This window comes from Silvania hatchlandensis (assembly GCF_025564065.1).
Taxonomy (GTDB): domain Bacteria; phylum Pseudomonadota; class Gammaproteobacteria; order Enterobacterales; family Enterobacteriaceae; genus Enterobacter; species Enterobacter hatchlandensis.
Genome location: NZ_JAMGZK010000045.1, coordinates 126,070 through 151,158 on the forward strand (window position 1 = coordinate 126,070; position 25,089 = coordinate 151,158).

General features: G+C 52.7%; 31 protein-coding genes. 7 read left to right on the forward strand and 24 right to left on the reverse strand.

Annotated elements, in window-relative coordinates; genetic code table 11:
• Position 1: 1 nt before the first annotated feature.
• The 5 genes from M8014_RS08825 to M8014_RS08845 are packed head-to-tail and all read right to left on the reverse strand — an operon-like array spanning position 2 to position 5,056.
• Positions 2–2,707, reverse strand: a complete 2,706-nt coding sequence (locus tag M8014_RS08825; RefSeq protein ID WP_272501374.1) for a phage tail-collar fiber domain-containing protein — start codon at positions 2,705–2,707, stop codon at positions 2–4.
• A gap of 5 nt (positions 2,708–2,712) precedes the next feature.
• Positions 2,713–3,234, reverse strand: coding sequence for a phage tail protein I (locus M8014_RS08830; RefSeq protein ID WP_271269340.1), 522 nt, complete (start codon positions 3,232–3,234; stop codon positions 2,713–2,715).
• A complete protein-coding gene (locus tag M8014_RS08835; protein ID WP_271269339.1) occupies positions 3,227–4,135 on the reverse strand; it encodes a baseplate assembly protein in 909 nt (302 codons plus the stop codon). The genes M8014_RS08830 and M8014_RS08835 overlap by 8 nt, the downstream gene beginning before the upstream one ends.
• On the reverse strand, positions 4,122–4,481 hold the full coding sequence (locus M8014_RS08840; protein ID WP_271269338.1) for a GPW/gp25 family protein: 360 nt from the start codon (positions 4,479–4,481) through the stop codon (positions 4,122–4,124). Before M8014_RS08840 ends, M8014_RS08835 begins: the two co-directional genes overlap by 14 nt.
• Positions 4,478–5,056 (reverse strand): phage baseplate assembly protein V, encoded by a 579-nt coding sequence (locus M8014_RS08845; RefSeq protein ID WP_271269337.1) that lies wholly within the window; start codon positions 5,054–5,056, stop codon positions 4,478–4,480. Before M8014_RS08845 ends, M8014_RS08840 begins: the two co-directional genes overlap by 4 nt.
• Positions 5,057–5,140: 84 nt before the next feature.
• On the opposite strand from M8014_RS08845, the gene M8014_RS08850 reads away from it, so the two are divergent.
• The gene (locus M8014_RS08850; RefSeq protein ID WP_271269336.1) at positions 5,141–5,659 is read left to right on the forward strand and encodes a hypothetical protein; all 519 of its coding nucleotides are present in this window, start codon (positions 5,141–5,143) and stop codon (positions 5,657–5,659) included.
• A 2-nt stretch (positions 5,660–5,661) separates the two neighbouring features.
• Here M8014_RS08850 and M8014_RS08855 read toward each other — a convergent pair whose 3' ends face one another.
• The 11 genes from M8014_RS08855 to M8014_RS08905 form a co-directional block, all read right to left on the reverse strand.
• Positions 5,662–6,108, reverse strand: coding sequence for a phage virion morphogenesis protein (locus M8014_RS08855; protein WP_271269335.1), 447 nt, complete (start codon positions 6,106–6,108; stop codon positions 5,662–5,664).
• Positions 6,101–6,532, reverse strand: a complete 432-nt coding sequence (locus M8014_RS08860) for a phage tail protein (RefSeq protein WP_271269334.1) — start codon at positions 6,530–6,532, stop codon at positions 6,101–6,103. The genes M8014_RS08855 and M8014_RS08860 overlap by 8 nt, the downstream gene beginning before the upstream one ends.
• Positions 6,495–6,743 carry an Rz1-like lysis system protein LysC gene (gene lysC / locus M8014_RS08865; protein WP_271270157.1) on the reverse strand — a complete coding sequence of 83 codons (249 nt, stop codon included), beginning with the start codon at positions 6,741–6,743 and terminating at the stop codon, positions 6,495–6,497. Before lysC ends, M8014_RS08860 begins: the two co-directional genes overlap by 38 nt.
• Entirely contained in the window at positions 6,628–7,056 is a 429-nt protein-coding gene (gene lysB, locus M8014_RS08870) for an Rz-like lysis system protein LysB (RefSeq protein ID WP_271269333.1), read from the reverse strand. Before lysB ends, lysC begins: the two co-directional genes overlap by 116 nt.
• Entirely contained in the window at positions 7,053–7,568 is a 516-nt protein-coding gene (locus tag M8014_RS08875; RefSeq protein ID WP_271269332.1) for a lysozyme, read from the reverse strand. The genes lysB and M8014_RS08875 overlap by 4 nt, the downstream gene beginning before the upstream one ends.
• Complete coding sequence (locus tag M8014_RS08880) at positions 7,549–7,764, reverse strand: HP1 family phage holin (protein ID WP_085960066.1); 216 nt, start codon at positions 7,762–7,764, stop codon at positions 7,549–7,551. Before M8014_RS08880 ends, M8014_RS08875 begins: the two co-directional genes overlap by 20 nt.
• A 3-nt stretch (positions 7,765–7,767) precedes the next feature.
• Positions 7,768–7,971, reverse strand: coding sequence for a tail protein X (locus tag M8014_RS08885; protein WP_271269331.1), 204 nt, complete (start codon positions 7,969–7,971; stop codon positions 7,768–7,770).
• On the reverse strand, positions 7,971–8,435 hold the full coding sequence (locus tag M8014_RS08890) for a head completion/stabilization protein (RefSeq protein ID WP_271269330.1): 465 nt from the start codon (positions 8,433–8,435) through the stop codon (positions 7,971–7,973). Before M8014_RS08890 ends, M8014_RS08885 begins: the two co-directional genes overlap by 1 nt.
• A 94-nt stretch (positions 8,436–8,529) precedes the next feature.
• Positions 8,530–9,177 carry a phage terminase small subunit gene (locus tag M8014_RS08895; protein WP_271269329.1) on the reverse strand — a complete coding sequence of 216 codons (648 nt, stop codon included), beginning with the start codon at positions 9,175–9,177 and terminating at the stop codon, positions 8,530–8,532.
• Positions 9,178–9,180: 3 nt separating this feature from the next.
• Complete coding sequence (locus M8014_RS08900) at positions 9,181–10,245, reverse strand: phage major capsid protein, P2 family (RefSeq protein ID WP_271269328.1); 1,065 nt, start codon at positions 10,243–10,245, stop codon at positions 9,181–9,183.
• 15 nt (positions 10,246–10,260) lie between these two features.
• The gene (locus tag M8014_RS08905; protein ID WP_271269327.1) at positions 10,261–11,094 is read right to left on the reverse strand and encodes a GPO family capsid scaffolding protein; all 834 of its coding nucleotides are present in this window, start codon (positions 11,092–11,094) and stop codon (positions 10,261–10,263) included.
• 139 nt (positions 11,095–11,233) lie between these two features.
• Here M8014_RS08905 and M8014_RS08910 point away from each other — a divergent pair, with 139 nt between their 5' ends.
• Together M8014_RS08910 and M8014_RS08915 are read left to right on the forward strand one after the other, a co-directional pair.
• A complete protein-coding gene (locus M8014_RS08910) occupies positions 11,234–13,000 on the forward strand; it encodes a terminase ATPase subunit family protein (RefSeq protein ID WP_271282135.1) in 1,767 nt (588 codons plus the stop codon).
• An 8-nt stretch (positions 13,001–13,008) separates the two neighbouring features.
• Complete coding sequence (locus M8014_RS08915) at positions 13,009–14,037, forward strand: phage portal protein (RefSeq protein ID WP_271282177.1); 1,029 nt, start codon at positions 13,009–13,011, stop codon at positions 14,035–14,037.
• A gap of 29 nt (positions 14,038–14,066) precedes the next feature.
• On the opposite strand, the gene M8014_RS08920 is transcribed toward M8014_RS08915, so the two are convergent.
• On the reverse strand, positions 14,067–15,506 hold the full coding sequence (locus tag M8014_RS08920) for an SEFIR domain-containing protein (protein WP_271282136.1): 1,440 nt from the start codon (positions 15,504–15,506) through the stop codon (positions 14,067–14,069).
• A 532-nt stretch (positions 15,507–16,038) separates the two neighbouring features.
• Here M8014_RS08920 and M8014_RS08930 point away from each other — a divergent pair.
• Positions 16,039–16,842 (forward strand): DUF3800 domain-containing protein, encoded by an 804-nt coding sequence (locus M8014_RS08930; protein WP_040230480.1) that lies wholly within the window; start codon positions 16,039–16,041, stop codon positions 16,840–16,842.
• Between the two features lie 511 nt (positions 16,843–17,353).
• Here M8014_RS08930 and M8014_RS08940 read toward each other — a convergent pair.
• From M8014_RS08940 to M8014_RS08970, 7 genes are all read right to left on the reverse strand, one after another.
• Positions 17,354–19,735 (reverse strand): replication endonuclease, encoded by a 2,382-nt coding sequence (locus M8014_RS08940; protein WP_271282139.1) that lies wholly within the window; start codon positions 19,733–19,735, stop codon positions 17,354–17,356.
• A 19-nt stretch (positions 19,736–19,754) separates the two neighbouring features.
• Positions 19,755–19,982 carry a TraR/DksA family transcriptional regulator gene (locus tag M8014_RS08945; protein ID WP_271282140.1) on the reverse strand — a complete coding sequence of 76 codons (228 nt, stop codon included), beginning with the start codon at positions 19,980–19,982 and terminating at the stop codon, positions 19,755–19,757.
• A complete protein-coding gene (locus M8014_RS08950) occupies positions 19,982–20,218 on the reverse strand; it encodes a DUF2732 family protein (protein ID WP_248062701.1) in 237 nt (78 codons plus the stop codon). Before M8014_RS08950 ends, M8014_RS08945 begins: the two co-directional genes overlap by 1 nt.
• Before the next feature lie 67 nt (positions 20,219–20,285).
• Positions 20,286–20,627, reverse strand: a complete 342-nt coding sequence (locus tag M8014_RS08955) for a DUF5347 domain-containing protein (protein WP_263093657.1) — start codon at positions 20,625–20,627, stop codon at positions 20,286–20,288.
• The gene (locus tag M8014_RS08960; RefSeq protein ID WP_071990042.1) at positions 20,591–20,791 is read right to left on the reverse strand and encodes a phage filamentation protein Fil family protein; all 201 of its coding nucleotides are present in this window, start codon (positions 20,789–20,791) and stop codon (positions 20,591–20,593) included. Before M8014_RS08960 ends, M8014_RS08955 begins: the two co-directional genes overlap by 37 nt.
• A 7-nt stretch (positions 20,792–20,798) precedes the next feature.
• Positions 20,799–21,308 (reverse strand): phage regulatory CII family protein, encoded by a 510-nt coding sequence (locus M8014_RS08965; RefSeq protein ID WP_263093658.1) that lies wholly within the window; start codon positions 21,306–21,308, stop codon positions 20,799–20,801.
• Between the two features lie 32 nt (positions 21,309–21,340).
• Positions 21,341–21,562, reverse strand: a complete 222-nt coding sequence (locus M8014_RS08970) for a MerR family transcriptional regulator (RefSeq protein ID WP_012016743.1) — start codon at positions 21,560–21,562, stop codon at positions 21,341–21,343.
• Between the two features lie 95 nt (positions 21,563–21,657).
• Between M8014_RS08970 and M8014_RS08975 the strand changes: the two genes are divergently transcribed.
• The 3 genes from M8014_RS08975 (at position 21,658) to M8014_RS08985 (ending at position 25,050) form a co-directional block, all read left to right on the forward strand.
• The gene (locus tag M8014_RS08975; RefSeq protein ID WP_263093659.1) at positions 21,658–22,254 is read left to right on the forward strand and encodes a phage repressor protein CI; all 597 of its coding nucleotides are present in this window, start codon (positions 21,658–21,660) and stop codon (positions 22,252–22,254) included.
• A gap of 20 nt (positions 22,255–22,274) precedes the next feature.
• A complete protein-coding gene (locus M8014_RS08980) occupies positions 22,275–23,951 on the forward strand; it encodes an SNIPE associated domain-containing protein (protein WP_271282141.1) in 1,677 nt (558 codons plus the stop codon).
• A gap of 82 nt (positions 23,952–24,033) precedes the next feature.
• On the forward strand, positions 24,034–25,050 hold the full coding sequence (locus tag M8014_RS08985) for a phage integrase (protein ID WP_271282142.1): 1,017 nt from the start codon (positions 24,034–24,036) through the stop codon (positions 25,048–25,050).
• The last annotated feature ends 39 nt before the right edge of the window (positions 25,051–25,089 follow it).

Genomic DNA, 25,089 nt, shown 5'->3' on the forward strand with positions numbered 1-25,089 from the left:
GTTAATACCCGATAGCTAAGAAGTGCATGGACATCGCCGCAGAGCCTGATGCCGCCGCTGTAACATCCGTTCCGTTTACCTTAAGCGACTGTATCTGGTAATCGAAGAGCGTCGTTGAACCCTGCGTTCTCGCGCCGCTAAGGCCAACACCGGCCACATCGTTTGGCACGTTGTGGGTGAGGAAAACGTGCAGGGCTGCATTTGGAAATGCGACTGGATAGGCTTTCTGACTCAGAACACCGATAGTCGCAGCCGCGAGGCCCCACTGGATGATGATCCCGGATGGCAGCTTCTGGTATCCGGTATCGGCTTTTACCCCTGTAAAAAACGACATGTCGGGTATCTGGTTTGCCCCGATACCGACATCCCGTAATGCTGCCGTTTTTAGCTCAAGGTTGGTTCGCGCCTCAGCAGCTGTTTTGCCGCCCGTACCGCCATTTATAATGGGAATGACAGTTGATGAATCACTGGTGAATAACTGATCTACTCCAAATGCGCGAGAGCCTTTTGCTCCATAAATAACCACACGATAGTCTTTGCGGTTACCATTCCCAGTGGACTGTGAGGTAACGTTGACTACGTAGCGGTCAGCGTTATTGCGCGCAATAATACATTCAACAGTTACGATATCTCCTGCTACATACGGTAAACCCGCAGGTGCATTCGCCCACTGTGAAACGTTGACCATAATATTTTGGCCAGATACAAAATCGAACTGCTGCCAATCGAGGGTTGTGTAATTTTGGCTTGAAATACCCTGTCCAATCGCCGCCATCGCATCCGCACCAACCAGACGCCAGCCGTTAGCATCACCGCCCGGATACCATGTAACTGCTGTCCACTTCGCGGCAGCATTAGGCTCTCCTCGACGCTCATAGGTTCCAGCCGGGGTAAACATCAGTTGGCAAAGGCCCATGATGGTGCCACCTGATCGACGCAATGAAAGAATAACAGCATTGCTCTGTCCAGCAGTGAGTCCAACAGGCCCATCACCACGGGCGCCAGACAAAATATATGTAGTATTTTGAGCGAACCAGGCTGCGTCAGACAGGCTCGTTACTGTGCCGGGTAAAACCTTATTCGAACTCAGCCCGCCAATCTCGAACCAGTCAGACCATGGCCCATCAAGGCCGTTCCAGACACCCGTCAGGTTACGGAGATACATTCTCCCACCGCGCACCGTATAACGCTGGCCTCCACCAAACTGGTTATAAGGCAAAATCTCCACATCCCCAACCGCGCCATCTTCGGGAAATCCATTAGCAATAGTTGCACCTACTGAGCTGTATTTTCCCCATTTACCGATGAAATCCGGGGTTGGGCCATAATTGTTAAGGTTGGCATTTGCCGGAAGATCTCCGCGCATAAGCAATGCAGGTGACACTGCACGGCTTACAAACTCCGTAGTTGCGAGCTGGGTAGTATTGTTTCCTGCCGCCGCCGTTGGGGCAGTCGGTGCACCGGTCAGTACCGGGCTGGCAAGCGGCGCTTTCAGCGCCAGCTGGTTGGTCATCGTGGTGGCAAAGTTTGCATCGTTGCCGAGCGCATCAGCTAATTCTTTCAGTGTATCCAGTGCAGCGGGTGAACTGTTAACAAGCGCAGTGACAGCAGCTTTCACAAAGGCCGTGGTGGCGATCTGCGTGTTATTAACCGTCTGCGCTGCCGTCGGTGCCGTCGGTGCACCAGTTAAGGCTGGACTCGCAAGAGGGGCTTTTAATGCCAGAGCTGAGGTGACAGCGGCATTCAGTACAGCAATGGCAGACTGCACAAATTCCGTTGTGGAAAGCTGCTTTGTGTTGGTTCCCGCGGCCGCTGTTGGCGCTGTCGGTAACCCGGTGAGTCCTGGGCTGGCCAATGGAGCTTTCAGCGCAAGCTGGTTGGTCATGGTGGTGGCAAAGTTTGCATCATTGCCCAGCGCCGCTGCCAGTTCTCCCAGGGTATCCAGCACATCCGGCGAAGAGTTAATCAGCGCCGCCACAGCGGCTTTTACGTAGGCGGTGGTGGCAATCTGGGTATCGCTCACCGTCTGCGCTGCTGTTGGTGCTGTTGGTTTTCCGGTCAGCGCCGGACTGGCTATCGGCGCTTTAAGATTGGTCGCATCCATGACGGTTTTAACCGCCTTAGGCGTGGCGGCCTGCGCTTCTGACGCGCTGTTCGTGGCGCTGTTGAGCTGCGTAAACCCTTTGGCGGTCAGAGTGGCGTCCGGGTGACTGCGGGATTTAGCATGCTTGTCGATTTCACTGTCGACATAATCCTGAGTAGCCATCACCGTGGTAGTGTCCATGGTAATGGTAATCGCAGACACCTCGCTGACCGCGATCACCATGCGAATGACCATTTTGCGCCCGGCCCCTTCACTCAGTGAAGGTTTGTAGGTTTCGGCCATGTTACCGACGGCAAGCAGCGTTCCTGCCGCATCATAGAGCGCCATTTCCCGGATCCAGAAACCGCCCGTTTCCGGCGGGATCACCAGTTCGGCTACGATATTTTTCGGGTCGCTGGCGTCAATACTCGCGCGGTTTATCGGGGCACGATGCACCTCTTTAACCAGCTTTGTCTGGGCCGGTGATGGGGTGGGCAACGTGCCGTTACCGTCACCCACGGCCATTTTTGCGGTATTGTCCAGAACAATGCTGGCAGTACCAGCCAGAACCGCCGCGATTTTTGCGGCTCCTGCAGTGGTGATAATAGTTTTAAATTTCGCCATGATAATTACCCTGGGTAAACCGTAATAATGTCGCCGTCATAAACGATGCCGCCGGTATACAGATAACCCGGCACCTCCTGCACGATGTTGATGGAACAGTGACGACTGACGGGTCTGGCATCACTGATCAGCCTGTCCATTTCCGTGTTCATGTCCGGCGTCATGCCACTATCAGGCACCCCGATATCCAGTTCGAACGTGCCTGGCGTGGCGTTGTTTTCCCACCACTCTGTAATACCGATAATGCGGCCAAGTGGACCAACGGCACTGCGGATAGCAGCCAGGGTGCCTTTGCGGCTGTGGATGAAAAAGGCATCGCTGACAGCCTTTCGTTTCACGTTCTCGGCCCAGGCTTCATCCCAACGGTCAACCGAAAACGCCCAGGCCAGATACGGCAAAAACTTCACAGGGCATTTCCACGGATTCCACAGGTCGCGCAGCGGCACGTCGAGATTGCTGATATCGCTGCAGGCCTGCGCCAGGCGACGCTCAAGGGCAGACGATCCCGGCGGGAGCAGGCTATTCATCCGTTCCCCCGATAGTTACTGTTGACGCTGTGCAGTAAGCCGCCTTTGATTTATCCAGCACCACATCAACTACAGGCGCGATGAGTTCTACGCGCTGAACCCCTTCCACATGCAGTGCACCGTAAATGGCGGATTTGCGTATATCACGCCCCAGCCGTGCCTGGGCTTTAATGTAGGTCTCCAGTCGGTCAATCGCGGCCGCTTTAACAGGTTCCGCCTCCGGCCCCGGATAGAGATAGAGCTTTGCGTTAATGGTGTAATTCACGATGGAGGCAGACTGCACCAATACACGGTCAGCCACTGGCCGCACACTTTCATCGTTAAGCGCGGCAGCCACCACAGCGAGCAGGTCTGTTGCTGCCGTTCCATCTCCTTCGCGGGATAGTATGGTAACGGTGACATTTGCCGGTGACGGACTGACAGCTGATGCATCAGCCACACGGCCATCAGCACTGCGCGCGTGAAATTCATAGGCCGCAGACGGGCCTGCAACACTCAATCCCTCCATGGCTGCAGGAATGCGCTGGCGCAGATCAGTATCAGACTCCATCACCGCTTCAACCGGCGGAACCGCCGTCGGGTCATCAGGGATGATCATCAGTCGTGGTACGTTATTGATGGCCGCCAGCTGATCGAGATCGCCGCCAATGGCATAAGCCACCATGACCGCCTGCGCGGCCTCATTAATTCGCTGGCGCAGCAGAATTTCCCGGTATGTGTTTTCCTGCAGCAATTTGGTGATGGGTTCAGATTCCAGCTCAAGCGTGCGCCGCACCGCGTACTGTTCATCTGCAGGATAAAGGGCCACAAAAGCTGCCTTACGCTCAGCAAGCAGCGCCTCAAAGTCCGGCACCTCAACGATCTGCGGTGCCGGGAGCTGGGAAAGGTCAATGACCGCCATTATCTGCTCCTGTTGGTACTGAAAGGGAAACAGGCGCGCCGTTATTGCGCTTCCCGGTTAGCTCAACCACCATTGAGCCGTCAAAGCTGCTGCTGATAGTGATGGATTCCAGCGTAAGACGTGGCTCCCATCGGCTCAGGGCCACATAGACCGCAGACATGATCTGCAGGCGCAGCGCCGGGTTTTGGGGCTGGTCTATCAGGGCAGAGAGCAGGGAGCCGTATTCCCGGCGGGCAATACGGCTCCCCTGTGGCGTCAGCAGAATATCGCGCACCGACTGGCGCAGATGGTCCGTATCAGTGATAGCCCTGCCGTTGCTCTGACTCATGCCGATATACAGCGTCATACAGGGCCTCCTGACGTGTCGCCGCCGGACTTAACGCTGATGTGACCGTGTTTATCCACCACGATCCCGTTGGAACTCATCGCGCCGCCGCCCTGGGTGACGCCGCCGTTTATCACCACTTCGCTGTTGATGCGTGTGGTGCCGGCCTCCACGACAAACTCCGGGGTTTTGAAGGTGATATTGTCAGCAGCCTCGATAACCATGGATTTAATACCCCTGACGTGCCAGCGCCCGGTGGCGGGTTCGTACTCAAACCAGCCCCCGTCAGGGTATTCCGTCACGCTGCCGTCCACTGAATCCGATGGCGGCGCAAACTGATTGGAGTAAATAGCGGGAAGTGCAAAAGCGGTTTCCAGATTGCCGCCCAGGCTCAGCACCACCACCTGTTCATCCGGCGACGGGCACCACCAGGTGCGACCGCCCCCGGCACGTAGTGTCAGCCAGTTAATCCAGTTGGTTTCGAGGTCGCCCACCTTTACCCGGCACAGCCAGTTCTCCCGGTCCACTTCGGTCACGGTGCCGGTGCGGATCAGGTTGGTGATAAGGCGCATGATTTCTGTAAGTTGTGCGTTCATGTTTTTAATTTGCCAGCCTAAGCAAATTGAGGCATGTTTTGAACATTGTTTAGCAAATCGCACAATGTGAAAAAGAGAGATTCGATGAAGTTTAAATTTGGCTTAAATTTGCCATGGGGTATATACGCATCCATTTTGGTCCTTCTCATAATTGCAACTTACATTTGGGACAACGTAGACGCTACAGATACGAAAGACTTGATAAATTACATAGGTTTCATGCTTGCACTCTCAATAGTGCAGGGAGCATTGCTTATAAGAATGGGTAAGTTTGAGATTTATAAAAACATTCTCAACGCCTTATGGAATATAGAAACAGCAGCTACGTTTCTCTATGGAATGTATGTTGTTTTGGAGTATTCCAACACTGCATCACAAATTAAATTACCTTTTGCGCAATGGTCAGTAGATAACAGTGAAGTTTTTATTTTAACCATAATTTTCTTTAGCATTATTTGTGTAGCAAGAGCGGGATACTCTGTAGCAGAAATTTTCAAGGCGCCAATAATGAAAACACTGCCACTTGAGGCATCTGCTTTAGTAAAACCGATTAAAGAGCCTAAAAAAATTAAAACTCAGTCAAGCAAAAGAAGAAAAAAATGAAGCTACTCCATAAGCCAGCGCATCATGGTGTTATGGATCATATTTTCCTCCTCGTCATTCAAACCCAGAAGGCGGCGCTGTGAGTAGCGGACATCCAAGCCTTTGCGGCTGACACGGTCACGCAGGCCGTAGTGGTGAACACGGGCAATACGCTGCACCTTACCCTCAAACTGCACGCTGGCAGAATCCGCACTGGCTGCAGTTTTCAGATATTTAGCCGTGCGCAGTTTCGAGAACATCTGCCGCTTAATGCGCCCCTTTTTAGTCCGGGCAGTCACTTTTCGCGGCTCGTATCCTCTGCCGTCAGGGTTGCGCTGCAGCCGGATATTCTGCTGCTGCCTGCGGCGCAGCTCCTGCGCCAGCTCCCGCAACATGCGCTGACGTGCGGCAGGCTCCAGATTCGCCAGCAGTGCTGCCAGCCACTCATCGACCTTATGCAGATTATCCACGTTTCACCGTCCACATTTCTTCTGGCTCGTCAGGTTCTGGCTCCGCCTCAACCGTTGAGATACCGCCATCAGTGCTGACCAGCACTCGCTCCGTCAGCTGCAGGTTCAGACTGATATCACACACGTCGTTGCGCAGAATATCCACCTCAAAGGTGAACAGCTTTTCGCGCAGGTCTGGGTTGTTGATGGCATCCGTCTGATTGGCTTTCAGCCACAGCAGCACCGGGGCCATCAGCAGATTCTGGTCGCCGCTGAAATCCTCGATCACCACGTTGAGGGTGTAGCGGTATTCCCACGACATGGACCGCGCACCGGTTGCCACCAGGGAGCCGTTATCCACAAACAGATGCAGCTTGTCCGGGTTATCGCGGACATAAGGCACCGCCTTATTCAGGGCGCGGCGTAAGGACTGCGGCTTGTTCACTGTTTCGCTCCTGACACGTCACTATCGTGTCCACTTTGTCGGCACAGACCGCCCAGGCGGCCTCGGTTTCATCCAGTACCACGTTCAGGTCGCCGTTAGTGCGCAGCGCTGACGGGTTCAGGCTGCACGGCGTCACTCTGGGACAGCCATTGACGGTAAGCTGCACCTCCGGCGAGGGCCGGACGCGCCCGCAGCCGGATAATGTCAGCAGGCAAAGGAGTGTCAGCCCAGCGGCGTAAATCCTCGTTTTCACGTTTTAAATCCTCTATCCGGTGCTGCCGGTTGCGCAGCAGAATTGTGGTTTGCTCCGCAGCCGCATAAAGCCGCATCTGCTCCCGGCTGTTCGTTTCAGTCAGAATGTACAGGCCGATGAGCTGGCTGTTTTTCTTCGACAGCTCCTGCGCTTTAACCTCCAGCGCAGTACCCTGCGACTCGATGGTGTGGCGGGCATTGTTCAGCCGCCACGACTGCCAGCCCAGCGCCGCAATAATCAGCGCCAGCACTATCGCCAGCGTGCGCGTCATACCCCAGCCCCTTTAAGACACCAGGCCATTTCACGCACGCGGCGGTTATCCAGCCCCTGATTAAACACGCCTTTGACGTAAACCCAACGCGGCAACTGTCGGCAAGCTTCTGCCATGCGCTTTTGATTGAGCAGTTTCACCAGCGTGGAGTTGCAGGCATTGCCGGTGCCAACGTTAAAGGCAAACGACACCACCGCGTCATAGACCTTTTGCGGCACCGGCGGCACAACGCATTTTTCCAGCGCCCGCTCCACCGTCAGCACGTTGCTGATCAACCCCTGCGCCGCCTGCCGTTCGGTAATAGTTTTGCCGGGCGTGACGCCGGACGTGTTACCGATGCCGTCAGTCCATACGCCTGCGCTGCACTGGTACGGCTGAAGGCGGCAGCCTTCGTAATCGGCAATCAGTTTCAGTCCTTCCACGGAGGTATGCAGCGACTGAAAGCCGGGCAGCGTGGCGGCAACAGCCAGTACCGCCCCGACCAGGCAGCGCTTAACGATTGAAGGACTCATACTCCCCCCGCGAGATTTTGCCGCCGCGCAGCAGTTTGAAAGACTGGTGTTTGTAGTACCAGTTGATCGCCAGCATCAGTACGCCAATCAGCACGCCGCCGACCGTGGACGCATCCTTGAGCGACAGGTCGCCCAGCCAGGCCAGCAGCACGGCGATGCAGTAAGTGATAAAGGCGCTGAGTCGTTCGAGCGTCATCATTCAGTCCCATAGCTGGACGGTCTGCACGGTGGTCGCTGTCGTAATATCCGGCAGCTCCACCTGCAGCCCGTGCGGTAAAAAGGGGCCGTGTTCAGCCAGCCCCGGATTGGCACGTAATACCTGCTCCGTGACACCCTGCGTGCGCCCGTAGTGACGCCAGCACAGCGCGTCCACCGTGTCATACTGGTGCGCACGCACTTTCATCAGATAAGCTCCACCGTGCAGTGCGGCGCATCCTGCACCCGGCTGATGGCCCAGCGCGCATCGCGCCACAGGTCACCGCTTGCTTCCGCCAGCTCCTCCCCGCGTTTCACGCCGGACGCCGTGGCGTCATAGTCCTGATAACGCTCATTGAGCACGGCGCGCGCCCAGCAATAGACAGCGTTGTGGTAATGCCGGATACGCTCGCTTTTGCCGTCGAGCACATCCGCTGGCACCTCTGCCAGCGCCTGATAACCCAGCATTCGCTGGCGGTTACGGAAGTCGAACAGCTCTGCGTTCACCTCTGAAATGGCGGTCAGCAGCACCTGCTTTAAGCGCGGCTGCGTCACCGTGCCGTCAGTACGCATCACACTGCGAAATTCCGACAGGTCCACATCCGGCCAGAACGGCGTGTTTTTTATGACCTCCGCCTGTTCCGGTGCCGGTTCGGGCGCAACAAACTTCATGCGGTGTTCTCCTGAATAAGTGGGCGGTGGACGGGATTTTGATAAGGCAGCGCCTGTCGCCATCCCGTGCCGCCCGTGCGCGGGGCACGTTCCGTCAGCGGTCGTTGCGCAGTCTGCGCTCCAGCCGCTCTTTGTCTTTCTTCACACCGCAGCGGGCGTCCAGCTGGAGCGCATGAGTGAGGTGATTCAGGGCTGAGGCTGGATGGTTCTCGCTCAGCACTGCGCCGATGGCTTTGTGCAGACGCGCCCGTGACTGGTCCGGCATATCCTGCCCGGTGGTCAGGTCCAGCGTCTGCAGCAGTGGATCGGCATCGAAAGGAGCAGCGGCAAGCATCGCGCTTTGTGCCGCGTCGGCCATTTCCTCGGCCAGAACGGTCTGCACGTTGCGGTTGCCGAGCGGCATCACCCAGCCATGGCGCAGGGCATGACGCCCGATTTTCAGCGCACCTGCATAATCACCGGCATCAATACGCCACAGCATCACGTACATCAGCACGTCATCCTGCTGCGCGCCGCCAGCGGCCAGCACGCCATCCGCCCAGGCGGTGTATCGCGGTAATAATTCCACCTTGATTTGCGCCTTTTTCACCGTGGACTGGATGCCCTTGAGGCGGCGACGATCTTCTGCCAGCTGGAGCAGCATCAGGTCATAACCCGACGCATGGCGAACACTGCCGCCCTCGCGGGCGGCCTGCTCAGCCTGAATGCGCAGGCGGTGCTGCCGTGCGGGACTCAGGCTCATGCGTTACTCCCCTGCTTCCGGCGCAGCAGGTGCGCTGAAATCACCAATAGTGATGTTTTCCACCAGGGCGGCGCAGCGGTAGTCCTCGACCACATAGGCCTCGTTCACCGATTCGAAGTTTTCGATGCGGTCACGTTTCGGGTTATCGATAACCGAGCGGCGTCGGGTATCTTCCTGCCAGTAGATGGACAGGTTATCCAGACGGGTGATCAGCACAGCGTTCGCCGGGAAGTAAGGCGCACGCACGGCCTGCAGGCCGCCCATGCGTTTCTGGCTGATGATCAGATCGGCGGCGATTTTCTCGCTGTTCTCCTGCTCTTTGTTGACCAGCGGGAAATACTTGTCGGACAGCAGCTCGCGGCCGCAGACCACAACCAGCTCATCATCGTCCTGGAAAATCGGATCGATAAGCTCGTTGACCGCATCCATCACCAGCGCGTCCAGGTTGGCGTACAGACCGCCTTTACCTACTTTCACCGGTTCGATGGTCACGGTGCCGTCGCCTGCCGTTTTAATGCCCAGCACGTTGTCCGGTGCGTCTTCGCGAATTTTCTGCAGCCAGCCTTTGTTCACGTCCTGCAGCAGGACGTTCTCGGCACGATTAGACGTTTTGGCGCGCTTCACACCGTTAAAGCCGATCATGATACGGTCCAGTGCCTGGCGCTTGACGATGGCGTTGCGGATACGCACCTGGAAGTCCTGGAACTTCGCCCACAGGTCCAGCTTCGCGTAAGTCAGCACCGTGTCAAAGTTGGTCTGCTCGCATTTGTATTCCACGTCGGGCATCAGCGTCGGATCGGTTGGCTCGCGCTCTTTGGTGGTGGTGTCGGTGGTGCCGGCAATGGTGCTGCCGACGCCCAGCCCCAGCAGCTGGCCGGACTGTTCAGCCACGCCCATCACGTTAACCAGCGTCAGAAACGCGGCGGACTGCTGAATTTCATCTTCCAGCGTCTGCGACACCGTCGGCTCCACGGTGAACTTGCTGGCAAGCTCGGTCACGGCCACACCGTTCAGGCGCGCCAGCTGCTGCAGGTAGGCGTTAAAGGCAAAGCGGGTTTTCTGTTTCATTGGTGTTTTTGCTCCTCAGCAATTGGTCACGGTGCCTGCCGGGGCGTCACCGCCCGGCGCGCGCTGGCGGTAGTCCCGGCGGCTGTCTTCGCGGTTCAGCTTCTGTTCCAGCTCGGCAAAGGCGGCTTGCTGTTCCTGCAGGGAGGACTCCAGCACGGACAGACGTTCTCCGTTTTCGGTCAGGGTTTTAGCGGTGCGCTCGCTCAGGTTTTGCTGCTCGGTAGCGACCAGTTCCACGGCCTGATGCACGTCAGAAAATCGCGCGTCGTCGGTCTGCTCTTTTTTGGTGAACAGCGCGGAAACGCGGGCAAACAGGGAGGGTTTGTCGTCCTGCATTTCTTCCAGCTCGATAAGGGTTTCTTCGGCGGCAGAAAACAGGTTGTCCGGTTTCTGCTTGCGGTTCGCCAGCGGGTTGTGGGCTGCACTGGCGCTGAACGCCAGCATTTCCGTGCCGAGGCTCGCCGGATCGTCCGTCGCGGCAAGCCCGACAAGATAGGCTTTGCCGGTGTCGGCAAATTTCGGGCTGACCTCCATGGAGGTGAACAGCTTCTGGCCTTTTTTGACCAGTTCCACCAGGGAGCTGGTCGGCTCCACGTCAGCGTACAACGCCATTTTGCCTGCCAGCGGACCGTCCTTGATTTCTCCGGCAACCAGCGCTGTCACCTGGCCGTAACGGTTAAAAGCGCTGTCCGGGGAATAAGATTTGATGTGCTCAAGGTTAATGAGCGCGGTGTAGACCGTCGGGTTGTAGCTCGCCGCCATCTGTTCCAGCCATTCACGCTGGATTTCGCGTCCGTCGGTGGTGGCACCTTCCACCCCGATGCGGAAACGCTTTGCTTTCACTGTCATGAGCCGTGCTCCGTTAGAAAACTGTCTGGAGCCTTATGGTTGCGGGATGGGAGGAGTGAGACAACGCGCGGCGCTTGTGCCTTTCGCCATACAAAACGAAGCCGAAGAAAGAGGTCATTCAAGCCCGTAGGCTTGTGTCATGGATATGACACTGACCCCCGCAGATCTCGATCCCCGTCGGCAGGCTATGCTGCTGTACTTTCAGGGATACCGCGTAGCCCGCATTGCTGAAATGCTGGGCGAGAAAGTTGCAACCGTTCACAGCTGGAAGAAACGCGACAAATGGGGCGAGTACGGGCCGCTGGATCAGATGCAGCTCACCACCGCCGCGCGCTACTGCCAGCTCATCATGAAGGAGCAGAAAGAAGGGAAAGACTTCAAGGAGATTGACCTGCTGGCGCGCCAGTCCGAGCGACACGCCCGCATCGGCAAATTCAACGATGGCGGCAACGAAGCCGACCTCAACCCTAACGTGGCGAACCGCAACAAAGGCCCGCGCAAACCACCGGAAAAGAACCTGTTTACCGACGAGCAGATCGAAAAACTGCATGAGGTTTTCCACGACTCGATGTTTGCCTACCAACGCCACTGGTGGGAGGCCGGCAACCGCCACCGTATTCGCAATCTGCTTAAGTCGCGCCAGATTGGGGCGACCTACTTCTTTGCCCGTGAGGCGCTGATTGACGCCATCACCACCGGGCGCAACCAGATTTTCCTTTCCGCCAGCAAAGCGCAGGCGCACGTCTTTAAGCAATACATCATCGACTTTGCCAAAGAGGTCGACGTGGAGCTGAAAGGCGACCCGATGACGCTCAGCAACGGTGCGTGTCTTTACTTCCTCGGCACTAACGCCCGCACCGCGCAGAGCTACCACGGCAACCTTTACCTGGATGAATATTTCTGGATCCCGAAATTCCAGGAGCTGCGCAAGGTGGCATCCGGGATGGCCATTCACAAAAAATGGCGGCAGACCTACTTTTCCACACCGTCCAGCCTGACCCACAGCGCTTATCCGTTCTGGTCCGGCGCACTGTTCAACCGGGGCCGCGCCAAAGCGGACAAGGTGGATATTGACCTGACCCACAGCAATCTGGCCCCGGGCCTGCTCTGCCCGGACGGTCAGTACCGCCAGATCGTCACCGTGGAAGACGCTGTGCGCGGTGGCTGTAACCTTTTCGACCTCGACCAGCTGCGCATGGAGTACAGCCCGGACGAATACCAGAACCTGCTGATGTGCGAGTTTATTGACGATCTGGCGTCAGTGTTCCCGCTGAGCGAGCTGCAGGCGTGCATGGTGGACAGCTGGGAAGTATGGTCCGATTTTCAGGCGCTGGCGCTGCGTCCGTTTGGCTGGCGTGAAGTGTGGATTGGCTATGACCCGGCGAAAGGTACACAGAACGGCGACAGCGCCGGGTGCGTGGTCATGGCTCCGCCAGCTGTGCCGGGCGGCAAGTTCCGCATTCTTGAGCGGCACCAGTGGCGCGGGATGGACTTCCGCGCCCAGGCTGACGCGATTAAAAAGCTGACGCAGCAATACAACGTGACCTATATCGGCATCGACTCGACCGGTGTCGGCCACGGCGTCTATGAGAACGTGAAGGCGTTCTTCCCGGCGGTCCGGGAGTTTGTCTACAACCCCAACGTCAAAAACGCCCTGGTGCTCAAGGCCTACGACATTATCAGCCACCGCCGCCTGGAGTTTGACGCCGGGCACACCGACATTGCGCAGTCATTCATGGCTATCCGCCGGGCCACCACCGCCAGCGGGAACCGCCCCACCTACGAAGCCAGCCGCAGCGAAGAAGCCAGCCATGCAGACCTGGCCTGGGCAACGATGCACGCACTGTTTAACGAACCGCTGCAGGGCGAAGCCGCCAACACCAGCAACATTGTGGAGATTTTTTGATGGGCAAGATGAATAAAAACCGCGCTGCAGCTAAACAGAGCATTCAACAGAGCAGCCGAGTATCTGCAGAAGCATTCAGCTTTGGCGACCCGATCCCGGTACTGGACCGCCGGGAATTGCTGGATTATGTGGAGTGCGTGCAAATGGACCGCTGGTATGAACCGCCGGTGAGTTTTGACGGGCTGGCTCGCACCTACCGCGCCGCCGTGCATCACAGCTCACCGATTGCCGTTAAACGTGACATTCTCAGCAGCACCTATATCCCGCACCGCCTGCTCAGCCAGCAGGCTTTTTCCCGTTTCGTCCAAGACTATCTGGTGTTCGGTAATGCCTATCTGGAGAAGCGCACCAACCGTCTCGGCGGCGTTCTCTCGCTGGAGCCGTCGCTGGCAAAATACACCCGCCGCGGCGTGGACCTAGACACATACTGGTTTGTGCAGTACGGATTCACTACGCAGCCCTACGAATTCACGCCGGGAAGCATTTTCCATCTTCTTGAACCTGACATTAACCAGGAAATTTACGGGCTACCCGGCTACCTCTCAGCCATCCCGTCCGCCCTGCTCAACGAGTCCGCCACGCTGTTCCGCCGCAAGTATTACATTAACGGCAGCCATGCGGGCTTTATCATGTACATGACCGACGCCGCGCAGAACCAGGAGGATGTGAATAACATCCGCCAGGCCATGAAAAGCGCAAAGGGGCCGGGCAACTTTCGCAACCTGTTTATGTACTCACCCAACGGCAAAAAAGACGGGATTCAGATCATCCCTCTGTCAGAGGTGGCGGCAAAGGATGAATTTTTGAATATCAAGAATGTGAGCCGTGATGACATGATGGCCGCGCACCGCGTACCGCCGCAGATGATGGGCATCATTCCCAACAATACCGGCGGCTTTGGTGACGTGGAAAAGGCCAGCCGTGTCTTTGTCCGCAACGAGCTGATGCCGTTGCAAAAGCGATTGCAGGAATTGAATGATTGGGTCGGGGAAGACATTATTTCGTTCGCACCATATGTATTAGGGAACGTAATTTAAAACCAAGCCGCTCTTAAGAGCGGCTTTCATCATTTTATAGAATCAAGTCTTTCAGCATTCATCATGCTTTCAAAATCTGATCCCATACGCCCATAACTGAATCCAGAAACCCTAACTCTCTGAGCACCTGCCTTAATCTTTAACTTAATTTCTTGGGCTGACGCTATCCCAGCAATTATGGCTAAATGCTCGAAATATTGGTGCTGTGTAGCCCTTATAAAAAGTTCAGGCTTATAGTTATATCCCACATAATGAATAGTATTCGGATACCAATAAATGCCATCATTGCAAAATGAGTAAAAAAGAATTAATAAGTCAGCTTGAATAAGATCACCAAAAACAATATCTTCCCTATCAGCATTTCTTTTTATGAACTCCGCGACAGGTGAGTAATATCTCGAATCCTCTTCAAACCCCGCCTGCAAGGTTTCAGAATCAGTTAAGAAAGCATTAACCGAAACGAGCCTATGCTCTGGTGGTAAACTTTTATCGCCTGAAAGGAATCGTGCAGATAAAACTGTGCGTATTAACTGAAATTTTTCTAATTTAATCAACTTGGAAATTGAATATAAGAAAAGTTCAAAGGCAAATACTTTTTGCGCATCAAACCAGTTTGGTTGATATGAAGTGACCGTACTGGGCACTTCGGTAAGTAAAAGGATTTTTTCAAGAAATCTTATGAGTTCTTTTGAAAAATCATCCTGTCCTGTAAACTCCGCCTCAAGTGCAATCCATTCACATACATAATCTCTGAGAGGCTTCATCGCGGTAACATCACTGATTATCTTCTTGCCCAAGCTCAACAGTTCAGTATCCTCTGGTCGAGTTCGAACTCTCATCCCATCAAGGTATCCAATCACTGCATCAACAAAATCACGACGAAAATAACTTACACCTGTTCGATTCTGCAAAATAGCTTGTTTCAGGCTATTTAACTTTGCGTACGGTTCACTTACAGGGGCATGTTGCTCACTGTCTAGATAACTCGGCCTTTGTCCAAGCTTGGGTTTTATATCTGCTGGCTTTCCATTAAGATGTCTAACCAACCGCTCCCAATTATGATTTTCTTTCTCAGGGGTAGATAAATCGATCCATATTAACGAACCCATGAAGACGGGGAGATATGGTTCTGAGTGCTCATCATATTCACAAACAATCGGTATAAACTTTGATTGTTCGACTTTTGTATATACTTGTTGAGAGATAATTTGGGACTCCGTTCCTACTCCACTTTTTTTATTATCGGCTTTTTCAACATATACTGAATCACACATCACAAGAACATTGGTGATACTTTTATCAACAACCATTTTCTCCATGAATGCGTTTTTATCATACCCCTCCTTTAAATCATATATATCAATGACAACATCCACCCCATCACTCAATAGCCTATCAGCTATTGCTTTAACTCTTTCCTTATGCGCGGGGCTACTCCAACTATATGATATAAAAACCTTCGGCGTCATAGCCAGTCCTTATCGAATTTGTTAGATAGTAGAACATAAGTTACTTCTCATCGCCTTTTTCGGCAAGTTCCGCCACCGCAACAACACCAACTCTATTTGTTTGTAAACAATATGTTGCAAATGCTTTCTTTTGCCTACGAATCCCATCTCTCACAGATTGCAGCCGCCAGAGAGCTGGAAACTACGCTGTTTTTCACCATTTCCCACCGTTGCGCGCGCTCGTATCCCCGCCACGCCTGCCCGCTTTGTGTAGTGGTTTTCATGCAGGTGCATGACGGGCCGGAAAGCGCGCCAGTTCTGGTGGGTCCAACCCGTTACGATCCTTTTCGGATCATGCGAATCCATGCGCAATTCGGCGCTTTTGATGCACATAACCTCTTCAAAGTCCGCTAGCCATCCCACAAAACCAAAGTCTCTAAATTTAGCGTTGAGCTGCCTTCTCGCATTCAAATTAAAACTGATCCTTATCAACTACTTAGCTATGTGGTTAAATCATAAACTCACATCTCAACTTCACTCATGAAGGAAAAACATGGAAGCGAATGACCCTGGCAAGCTGATATGGCATGTTGCCTGCGATGAATCAGGTATAGATGGTCAGCGGTTTTATGGATTTGGCAGCTTATGGATGAAGTATCAAAGGCGTGGCGATTTCGTGCGCATCATTCGAGAGCTTAGGGAAAAGCATAGTTGTAGTGATGAGATCAAATGGCAAAAAGCGAGTTCAAAACGAAACGCAGCTTTTTACCATGAACTACTCGAAACGTTCTTCAAACATCAATGGTTGGCGTTCCATTGCATCGTTGTTGAGAAGTCGAAAGTGGAGAAATCGTTCCATGGTGGAGATTACGACCTTGCCATGCGGAAGCATTTTGGCAAGTTGATTGAAACAAAAATTGGAAACGTTATAAAGGCACATCCGAACAGAGAATGTGAGTTCCGTGTAGAGGTTGATCCATTACCCTCCCGGTACAAAAAAGCCGATGAGGCATTTGAAGTAATTACTAATCACACTCTGGCAAGGAAGTTCGGGCGTAAAAACATCATCAAAAGCGTAGTCACCAAGGATTCAAAATCCTCAGAACATATTCAAATAGCTGATTTCTTGTTGGGTGCAGTCATGTGTGCCTATCAAGGTAAAGCTACCTCTGAGGCTAAACTTGCGGTCGCAAACAAAGTTGCATCTTATCTCGGATGGGATTCACTTATGCATGACACATGGCCATCAGAACGAAAGTTTAATATTTGGTTTTTCTTTGATAGGTCAAAAGGACCAAGAGACATTCTCACTCGCGATGTAAATCTGACGTATGAATTGCCTAAAGCTAAAAAGTAGAGCCGACCTCACAGCCGGCACGGTTGGAGTTCCAGTCAAGGGACGAAGTTACCAACTAGGCGGTATCAACTTTCGGGGGGCCGCCTCTAACTCCCCAAAACCTTAAATTCAGTTTATAAAGCATAACGCTAAATTGTGTTAACTTCAACAAAATGCATAAAAATCATGCTATAACGCACGTTTTATAGGTTGATTTATTGAGGGGATTAGCTAATGCGTGTTCTCATCTTTCTTTACTCCGCATTCATTTAGCCTGGTAACCAGATCGCTCGTCAGTTCCGACAGCCACGAAATCGCAACCTCCTTATCGTCATCGCTACAATCTGAGCTGGCGACCAGCCGGGCCATAAGTTCTATCCGCTGCAATGCAAGTGACTCCATGAACAAATCGTTCACAACTCCCTCCCCTTATTACTGTTTATATATACAGTACAACATATGTATTTAAAGCTGAAATAGGTTTTTACTCAGCTAACCCTTTGATTAATAGATAGCCTCAATCCTGACTTTCTCAGTACCATTGACGCCATTTGTCATCCTCCTGTAGTCGCTGGTTACGGTAGAACAGGCGCAGCCCGCCTCCAGACGGCAGGCTGCCACCACGCAGAAGCAGATCAACTTCCATTTCACTGGCGTCAAACCCTCTCGAACTCAGTTCCACATCGAGCTGCAGGCGTTGGTGCTCCGTAATTTCCTGTTTGTAGCCTATCCGCCGCTTCGGTTTGACCAGTCTCAGCCTCGCCGTCAGCTCGCGCAGTTCCTTTTTGCTCATGTTCTCGAAGCCTGGCAGTGCTGCAGGTTCTTCGTTAACAGAAGATTCGCTCCCTGATTGGTTCAAAATTTCAACAGGGGGACAGTTATTGCCACGAGTCCAAGGGGCGCGAGCGCCCTGGTCGGCTGTCGCCTCCTGAACGTCAACGGCCTTACGAACCATTTTCCACTTCATCGCGTGCGTGCAGATCCGGCCCTCAACAATAGGAGACCAGATGCCGTAGATACGGATGCCGTGATCGCCGTAGGTGCCCGGCTCGTCGTTAAGCTCGTATGCGGTTCGGATAAGATGATGTTTGCGGGGAACCAGAACGCCGCCCTGCTTCATGATGTAGGTGGCAAAGCAGCCCGCATCGGCGGCAGCCAGCACGGCATCCAGTCGCGCATTTTCCAGCACCGGCGCACCGGCTTTATTGTCGCTTTGCGCTCTCGCGGCCTGCCCGGCCAGAAGACGCAGCTCGCGGTATGCCTGACGCCCTGGAATACCGAAGAAACGGAACTGCTGGACGCGGTGCAGGGATGCCCAGGCACTGACGTGCTCGGCGCTGTCGCGCAGTGATTTACCGGTTTCTTTGCTGATCTCTTTCGCCAGCCCGCTCCCGTCGATGTTCTTGCTGATGTATTTGGCTATATAGCTGGTCGGTGTGCCTTTGCGCGGGTTGATGAGTTCAGACTTGAAGCGCGGGCCGGTGTTGTTGCCCAGCTCAGCGCGGTCTTCACGAATGGCAAATTTACGCAGCAGCGCAGTGAGCGTGCGTCGGTCTTTTTTGCGCATGAAGCACAGCAGATGCCAGTGCACGGTGCCATCGTGATGCGGCTCAGCAACGCGCACGCCATACCAGCGCAGCCCTGCTTTGTGCATGGCTTTGCGGAAAGCTGCGAAGGTATCGACCAGATAATCACTGCTTTGCCGGACCGTTTCGCTGGTCCACTTCGGATTAGGTCTGCCGTTGTTCAGGGTAGCGTGGAAGCGTGACGGACATGTGATGGTATAGAACACAGCGCAGTCGCCGCGCATTTCGGCGATCAGCTCCAGCCCTTTCACACAGGCCATCATTTCATTGCGACGGTGCGCCGGATTACTACTGCTGGCGTTAACCACGTCTTCCATATCCAGCGTGTCACCGTCGGCATTGACCAGCTCGTGTGACTGGAAAAACTCCAGCGATTTGCGGCGCTGCTCACGTTTATGGATCACGGCTTCATAGCTGACATACGGGGAGGCTTTCTTGTTGACCAGACAAACGGCGCGCAGCTGTTCCTCCCGCCACTCGCAGCGCATCTGCCACAGTTTGCGGTACCACCAGTCTGCACACAGCATACGCGCCAGCGAACCCGGAATAAGGTCATAGGGCACTGGCTTACGACGGCGTTTCTTGCGGCGTAGCTGTTCAAAGGCAGGCGGAATGACATCAAGACGCATAGCCTCTGCTGCTACCTTTTCCCATGACTGGTGGATTTGCTCAGGCTTGACGTCATCAGTCACAAACAGATCGCTGCAGGCCGCATCGAGGCACATGCTCATGTGTGCCGCAACCAGCGTAGACAGTCGCTTAACCTGTTCCTGGTTCATTTCGGGCAGAATCAGCAGCCCCTCCAGCCCTTCATTGCTCGCCATAAACTGGAAAGAGGCAGACACCTGACTTTCACGCACGCGTTCCAGTCGCTCAAGGCACGGCCTGATGGTTTCGCGCAGATAACGGGAATAAGCCTTTGGCCTTCCCAGCCCCTGGAAGAATTTAATTCTCTCCAGCAGAGGTTTGCTGACGTGAGCAGGCTCGGCGCTGACGTTTGCCAGAATGACCAGATCGGGGTTAAAGCGCTGCTGCTCACGGGCCATTTTGGCGCGGCTGATAAGCTGGTCCTGTTCCAGTTCACGCTGGACAGGATCACGGGATTCATTGAAGAAATAGCGTTCCCAGACCTCATCACTCAAAGCCTCACGGCGCAGCTGTTCCTGCTCGTTGTCCGCAGCGTAGAGAGTGATCAGGTTTGAAAGCGCAGACACCGGCGCAACATCCGCCGGGTCCAGATAGGGGTTTATAGCTTTTTTCGGGGCATTCCATGGAAAAGCCCCGGCGGCCTCAGTCGGGCCGCCTTTGTCGTTTGTTAATTCAGGCATCACTGACAGACTCCGAAGCTCACAGCGCGCCTCGGGTGTAGTGCTTGCCTTTCAGTTCTGCGATTTCCTGGCATGTGACGCAGCACTGCACGCCCGGAATAGCTTGTCTGCGAGCTGTTGGTATTGGCGCGTCACAGTCGATGCAAAGAACGCGAGCAATGCCCGGCTTTCTGGTGCGGGAGTTCTGGATATGGCGCTGCAGGTTTTCTTCGACGCGCTGCTGTACGAGATCCATGGAATCAGCCATTAGTGCCAGTCCCCGCGTGATTCAGCTTCATAGCGAGCAACTTCACGGCGCAGCAGTTCTGCCGCCTCAATTCCGGTCATTTCCTTTTGCAGGATGTGGAGCGCCAGAGCCTCCATGCGGAGGGAAACGGCAAAGGCACAGCTTTTACGCTCATCCAGGCGAGTCTCGTTAAACAGCTGGAATAAACCGGCATCATCCGGTCCGGTTTTGGTGGTACGGGTTTCACTATTTCGCATCATCAATTCTCCTGAATTTGGGCAAAAGAATGCCCGGCGGGTTTACGCCATTAATTTCTGTTTTGGGTTAATTCGGCATGGTTAGCCGTTTCGGAAATAAGCTCACCACTGCACGAAAATGATTCATTGCTTTAATCAGCTCCCGCGTTTCGTCAGTAGTCAGCTCACTAATATTGACGCTGTGACGTTCTGCCGGAATTTTTGCCATGAAGAATATGGCGGCAAGTGCCCTCTCGTTCTGTTTGTGATTAATGTCGCGCGGATCACGCATCTCATTAATAAACCGTTCCAGCTCGCGCTCAATATTCAGACCAAACACTTTTGCTCTCAGCTCCGCGATGTGGTTCAGCCCATTCAGGCGCTGACCAGTGCTCAGTGGAACAGTCGCTGCAGGACCTTCAATAGCCATGGTTTCCCCTGTTGGATTGTGGACAGATCGGCCAACAGTGCATCCTGCGAGCGGCACGGATGCCAGCGCTTACCATCTTTCCCCATGATCCAGCCGTGGCCGCAGTGCATTGCCGGGCTTTGCTTAACGAGAAGCGACGCAAATGAGGGTTCATTGTTCAGCATAAACACCTCAGCTCAGCCCAAACGAGGAGCCAAGGCCCGTTACGGTATCGACGACGCTGGCCATTGCAGGGTTAGCCTGTAAACGAGCCTGCAGAGAAATCGCGGTAAGTGCCATTAGACGGGTAACGGAGTTGACACTTTCGACAACCTGGCGGCGAGTGGTCGCGTTCAGTTGAACACCAGAAACCGCACTTGCCGCGACACGACCGATTTCGGCGGTGGCTTTCAGGACGTACTGCGGCATTTTCTCCCGCGCGACTTCATTGGTCGGTACGCATGGCAGGCAATGAATCTGCGCCAGAAAACCATCAACCAGCGTTGAGTCTTCGGTGAGATCGGTCAGCAGCCAGATATCTGGCGCTGTGAGTTGGTGCGGTTGCTCCGGGTTGAGCTTATTACGCAGGGTTTGAACGTTCATGCCTGCGCGTTCTGCAAGCTTGGCCATGTTGTGGCGCAGCGCGAAGGCCCGGCAGGCCTCATTGAAATGGGGATGTTTTGATATGCGATAGTCAAACATAGTCAGTTGCTCCGTGAAGTCTCAAAATGGAACTAATTGATAGTCACGTTGCAATCTGAGAGTGCATCAACGGTTAAAGCAACGATGTTAATCATTACCTTTTCACGCTTCTTATCTTTGCGCAGGCGGTGACGAGGCAACCGACCATCTGCAAGCATATCGTTAATGGTGTCAACAGGTAGCCCAGTAAGCTCGCTATAGCGTTCAATTGTGACGTGCGGTGTGTTCAGAGTGATTGAAATATTAGGGGTCATGATGCAACATCTCCTATTGGCTTGTGGTGAGCCGTTTGTAATCGTGACAAGTCCCCAAATGGGAACAGAACTGATACTAGGATCGCATAAGAGATATGTCAACATCAAAGTACCCAAGTGAGATCAAAATAAATCCCAATCAGGGTGGCAAAGCTGCGATTGAACGATTGGTAGAGGCGTATGGTTTTACAACACGACAGGCATTAGCCGATCACCTAGATGTCTCAAAAAGCACTTTGGCTAACCGGTATATGCGGGACACGTTCCCTGCTGACTGGATAATCCAATGCGCCCTCGAAACTGGTGTATCTCTCAATTGGTTAACCACCGGGCAGGGTCTTAAGCAAAGCTCGAAAACAGCGACTACTGAAGAGTTGGCGCGGTTTTCTTTCACTGCTGGCAAAATGGTTGAAGATGGTTCTTGCGTTTTTGACGCCTCATTTCTTCCCACCAATCTTTCATCACCCATGGTTGTTCGCGATGGCCGTACCACATACATCTGTGATCAAAAATTCACGGAAGTGTTAGATGGGCACTGGTTGATCAATATTGATGGGACCTATTCCGTTAGACTGATTACAAGGCTGCCGAAAGGCATGATTAAAGTTTCTACTGCAGAAAATAGTTTTGAGTGTGCTTTTTCAGATATAGAAGTTATTGCATGTATAAGAAGCACAACAGTTTCACACTGATTCGGTAAAAGGATTTAGAAATGGATTTGTTTCTTGTTGTAGTTTTGCTGTTGGCCTTACTCGCCCCCATCCTTAGTGTCATTTTGATCAAGAAGAGCAAACAACATAAGACAGAGATCGAGGCACTTAATCATCAAAAGATAGCTCTTTCGAATGAATTAAGTGAAAGCCAAGAACATTTAGCGAACGCTATAAGAGAGCACTCAGAGCTGGAAGGAAGAGCTGCTCCTCTGTGGCAATATGGAGAACTGCATAGTGCCGTTCTGGATGCAGAAAAGACGATAAAAACAGCAGACTCGATTGCTAAAAGCACAGTGAATGAAGCACAACTTAAAGCATCCAACATCGTTTTTGAAGCAAATAACCAAGCCCGACTAACGATAAGTAATGCCAACAACGAAGCAGTTGTAATAACTAAAGATGCTCGCGATGCTCGTTTAAAAGCCAGGGAACGATTGGATAACGCCAATAGTAGGGCCGATGAGCTAATCTCCAATGCTAATGATAATGCAATGAAAATAGTCGCTGATGCAGAGATTAGAGCAAAAGAAATCGCCGGCTCTGCATATGAAGCAAAAGAATTTGCAGAAACCTACCAAGCTGTAGCCAAGTCAATGAAAAATAAAATTGAAGGGTACGGTGATGAATGGATTGTTCCAAACCGAAGCGTTCTGGATGAACTTGCAGAGAATTATGAATTTACTGATGCAGGCAGAGAGCTACAAAAAGCCAGAGAGTTAACAAAATCTCTAATCAAAACGAGCAAAGCGGCAAGTTGTGATTATGTCGAACCTAATAGACGTAATACTGCGATAAAATTTGTATTAGATGCGTTCAATGGCAAAGTTGATAGTACACTTTCTAAAATCAAACATAACAATTACGGTAAACTTTCCCAGGAAATTAAAGACGCATTTCAGCTTGTGAATTATAACGGTTCAGCTTTCAGGTCGGCTAAGATCACTGATATATACTTACAGGCCCGACTCAACGAACTGAAATGGGGCGTTGCAGTTAATGAAATTATGCTCGAAGAAAAAGAAGAACAAAGGCGCATCAAAGAGCAGTTGCGCGAAGAAGAAAAAGCACGTCGAGAATACGAAAGGGCAATAAAAGAAGCCGAGAAAGAAGAGAAAACAATTCAGCAGGCTATAGACAAGGCTACTAAAGAGCTGATGCTTGCAGGTGAAGAGCAACGACTCGCTCTTGAGCAGAAACTGGCTGAATTACAAATTAAATTCGAAGAGGCTGAGGCCAAAAACCAGCGTGCAATTTCGATGGCTCAACAAACACGCTCAGGTCATGTCTATGTAATTAGTAATATAGGTTCGTTCGGCGAAAATGTTTATAAAATTGGCATGACGCGACGCCTCGAACCTCTAGACCGTGTTCGTGAACTTGGTGATGCCAGTGTTCCATTCGCCTTTGATGTACATGCAATGATCTACAGTGATGATGCACCATCATTAGAGAATCACTTGCATAAAGTATTTAATGAAAAACAGGTTAACAAGGTTAATTCTCGGAAAGAATTCTTTAATGTCGGCATTAAAGATATTAAATCAACTGTAGCCAATATGAATATCGATGCACATTGGACGATGTTTGCAGATGCCAAAGAATATAGAGAGTCTCTCGCAATTGAGAATGAACGCTCAGCCGCGCAGGTTGCAAACGAAGAACTCGTTGTTGCCTGACATAGGTGATTTCACGTAATCATACATTGACCACTGTTTGTATATACAGTTAAATTTAGCCCTCAAACATGAGGGCTTTTTTATGGCAGTACGAAAACTCGACACAGGAAAATGGATTTGCGAATGCTACCCCGCTGGACGCAGTGGGCGTCGTGTGCGTAAGCAGTTCGCCACCAAAGGCGAAGCGCTGGCTTTTGAGCGTCACACGATGGATGAGGCAGAAGCTAAGCCTTGGCTGGGTGAATCGGTAGACCGTCGAACTCTGAAAGACGTTGTTGAACTCTGGTTCAAACTGCATGGCAAATCCCTTACCGCTGGCGAGCATGTTTACGACAAGCTGGTCCTGATGGTAGCTGCACTCGGAAACCCTCTTGCTACTGATCTCAGCTCGAAATTGTTCGCGCATTATCGTGACAAACGCCTGACGGGTGAAATCTATTTCAGTGAGAAGTGGAAGAAAGGTGCCAGCCCGGTAACTATTAACCTTGAGCAAAGCTATCTCAGCGGAGTTTTTAGCGAACTGGCCCGTCTCGGCGAATGGACAGCACCGAACCCGCTAGAGAACATGCGCAAGTTCACCATTGCCGAAAAAGAAATGGCTTGGCTAACGCATGAACAAATCACAGAGCTTCTATACGATTGTCAACGCCAAAGCGCCCTACTCGCTCTTGTCGTTAAGATTTGCCTGAGTACTGGCTCACGCTGGCGCGAAGCGGTGAACCTCACACGCTCTCAAGTCACAAAGTACCGAATCACATTTGTCAGAACCAAAGGCAAGAAGAACCGCAGTATTCCAATCAGCAAAGAACTGTACGAAGAAATCATTGCCCTGGACGGCTTCAAGTTTTTTACGGATTGCTACTTCCAGTTTTTGTCTGTGATGGACAAAACCTCCATCGTGCTTCCACGAGGCCAGCTCACTCATGTTCTGCGCCACACATTCGCAGCACATTTCATGATGGCCGGAGGAAACATTCTCGCGCTACAGAAAATTCTGGGGCATCACGACATCAAAATGACTATGCGTTATGCTCACCTAGCACCCGACCATCTTGAAACAGCCCTTCGATTCAATCCCTTGGCAACGCTCACAAATTAGAAAATTTAATCACATACTCCGATTCTTTGGTTTATACCT

Bases quoted from the DNA above. Each gene is read 5' to 3' on its own strand.
- M8014_RS08960 (WP_071990042.1), bottom strand. From the start codon at position 20,791: ATGCTGAACAATGAACCCTCATTTGCGTCGCTTCTCGTTAAGCAAAGC.
- M8014_RS08840 (WP_271269338.1), bottom strand. From the start codon at position 4,481: ATGACGCTGTATATCGGCATGAGTCAGAGCAACGGCAGGGCTATCACT.
- M8014_RS08945 (WP_271282140.1), bottom strand. From the start codon at position 19,982: ATGGCTGATTCCATGGATCTCGTACAGCAGCGCGTCGAAGAAAACCTG.
- M8014_RS08930 (WP_040230480.1), top strand. From the start codon at position 16,039: ATGGAAGCGAATGACCCTGGCAAGCTGATATGGCATGTTGCCTGCGAT.
- M8014_RS08940 (WP_271282139.1), bottom strand. From the start codon at position 19,735: ATGCCTGAATTAACAAACGACAAAGGCGGCCCGACTGAGGCCGCCGGG.
- M8014_RS08835 (WP_271269339.1), bottom strand. From the start codon at position 4,135: ATGGCGGTCATTGACCTTTCCCAGCTCCCGGCACCGCAGATCGTTGAG.
- M8014_RS08965 (WP_263093658.1), bottom strand. From the start codon at position 21,308: ATGTTTGACTATCGCATATCAAAACATCCCCATTTCAATGAGGCCTGC.
- M8014_RS08845 (WP_271269337.1), bottom strand. From the start codon at position 5,056: ATGAACGCACAACTTACAGAAATCATGCGCCTTATCACCAACCTGATC.
- M8014_RS08895 (WP_271269329.1), bottom strand. From the start codon at position 9,177: ATGAGCCTGAGTCCCGCACGGCAGCACCGCCTGCGCATTCAGGCTGAG.
- M8014_RS08980 (WP_271282141.1), top strand. From the start codon at position 22,275: ATGGATTTGTTTCTTGTTGTAGTTTTGCTGTTGGCCTTACTCGCCCCC.
- M8014_RS08875 (WP_271269332.1), bottom strand. From the start codon at position 7,568: ATGAGTCCTTCAATCGTTAAGCGCTGCCTGGTCGGGGCGGTACTGGCT.
- M8014_RS08970 (WP_012016743.1), bottom strand. From the start codon at position 21,562: ATGACCCCTAATATTTCAATCACTCTGAACACACCGCACGTCACAATT.
- M8014_RS08850 (WP_271269336.1), top strand. From the start codon at position 5,141: ATGAAGTTTAAATTTGGCTTAAATTTGCCATGGGGTATATACGCATCC.
- M8014_RS08880 (WP_085960066.1), bottom strand. From the start codon at position 7,764: ATGACGCTCGAACGACTCAGCGCCTTTATCACTTACTGCATCGCCGTG.
- lysB (WP_271269333.1), bottom strand. From the start codon at position 7,056: ATGACGCGCACGCTGGCGATAGTGCTGGCGCTGATTATTGCGGCGCTG.
- M8014_RS08920 (WP_271282136.1), bottom strand. From the start codon at position 15,506: ATGACGCCGAAGGTTTTTATATCATATAGTTGGAGTAGCCCCGCGCAT.
- M8014_RS08975 (WP_263093659.1), top strand. From the start codon at position 21,658: ATGTCAACATCAAAGTACCCAAGTGAGATCAAAATAAATCCCAATCAG.
- M8014_RS08915 (WP_271282177.1), top strand. From the start codon at position 13,009: ATGAATAAAAACCGCGCTGCAGCTAAACAGAGCATTCAACAGAGCAGC.
- M8014_RS08900 (WP_271269328.1), bottom strand. From the start codon at position 10,245: ATGAAACAGAAAACCCGCTTTGCCTTTAACGCCTACCTGCAGCAGCTG.
- M8014_RS08890 (WP_271269330.1), bottom strand. From the start codon at position 8,435: ATGAAGTTTGTTGCGCCCGAACCGGCACCGGAACAGGCGGAGGTCATA.
- M8014_RS08830 (WP_271269340.1), bottom strand. From the start codon at position 3,234: ATGAATAGCCTGCTCCCGCCGGGATCGTCTGCCCTTGAGCGTCGCCTG.
- M8014_RS08950 (WP_248062701.1), bottom strand. From the start codon at position 20,218: ATGCGAAATAGTGAAACCCGTACCACCAAAACCGGACCGGATGATGCC.
- M8014_RS08905 (WP_271269327.1), bottom strand. From the start codon at position 11,094: ATGACAGTGAAAGCAAAGCGTTTCCGCATCGGGGTGGAAGGTGCCACC.
- M8014_RS08955 (WP_263093657.1), bottom strand. From the start codon at position 20,627: ATGGCTATTGAAGGTCCTGCAGCGACTGTTCCACTGAGCACTGGTCAG.
- M8014_RS08985 (WP_271282142.1), top strand. From the start codon at position 24,034: ATGGCAGTACGAAAACTCGACACAGGAAAATGGATTTGCGAATGCTAC.
- M8014_RS08825 (WP_272501374.1), bottom strand. From the start codon at position 2,707: ATGGCGAAATTTAAAACTATTATCACCACTGCAGGAGCCGCAAAAATC.
- M8014_RS08910 (WP_271282135.1), top strand. From the start codon at position 11,234: ATGGATATGACACTGACCCCCGCAGATCTCGATCCCCGTCGGCAGGCT.
- M8014_RS08885 (WP_271269331.1), bottom strand. From the start codon at position 7,971: ATGAAAGTGCGTGCGCACCAGTATGACACGGTGGACGCGCTGTGCTGG.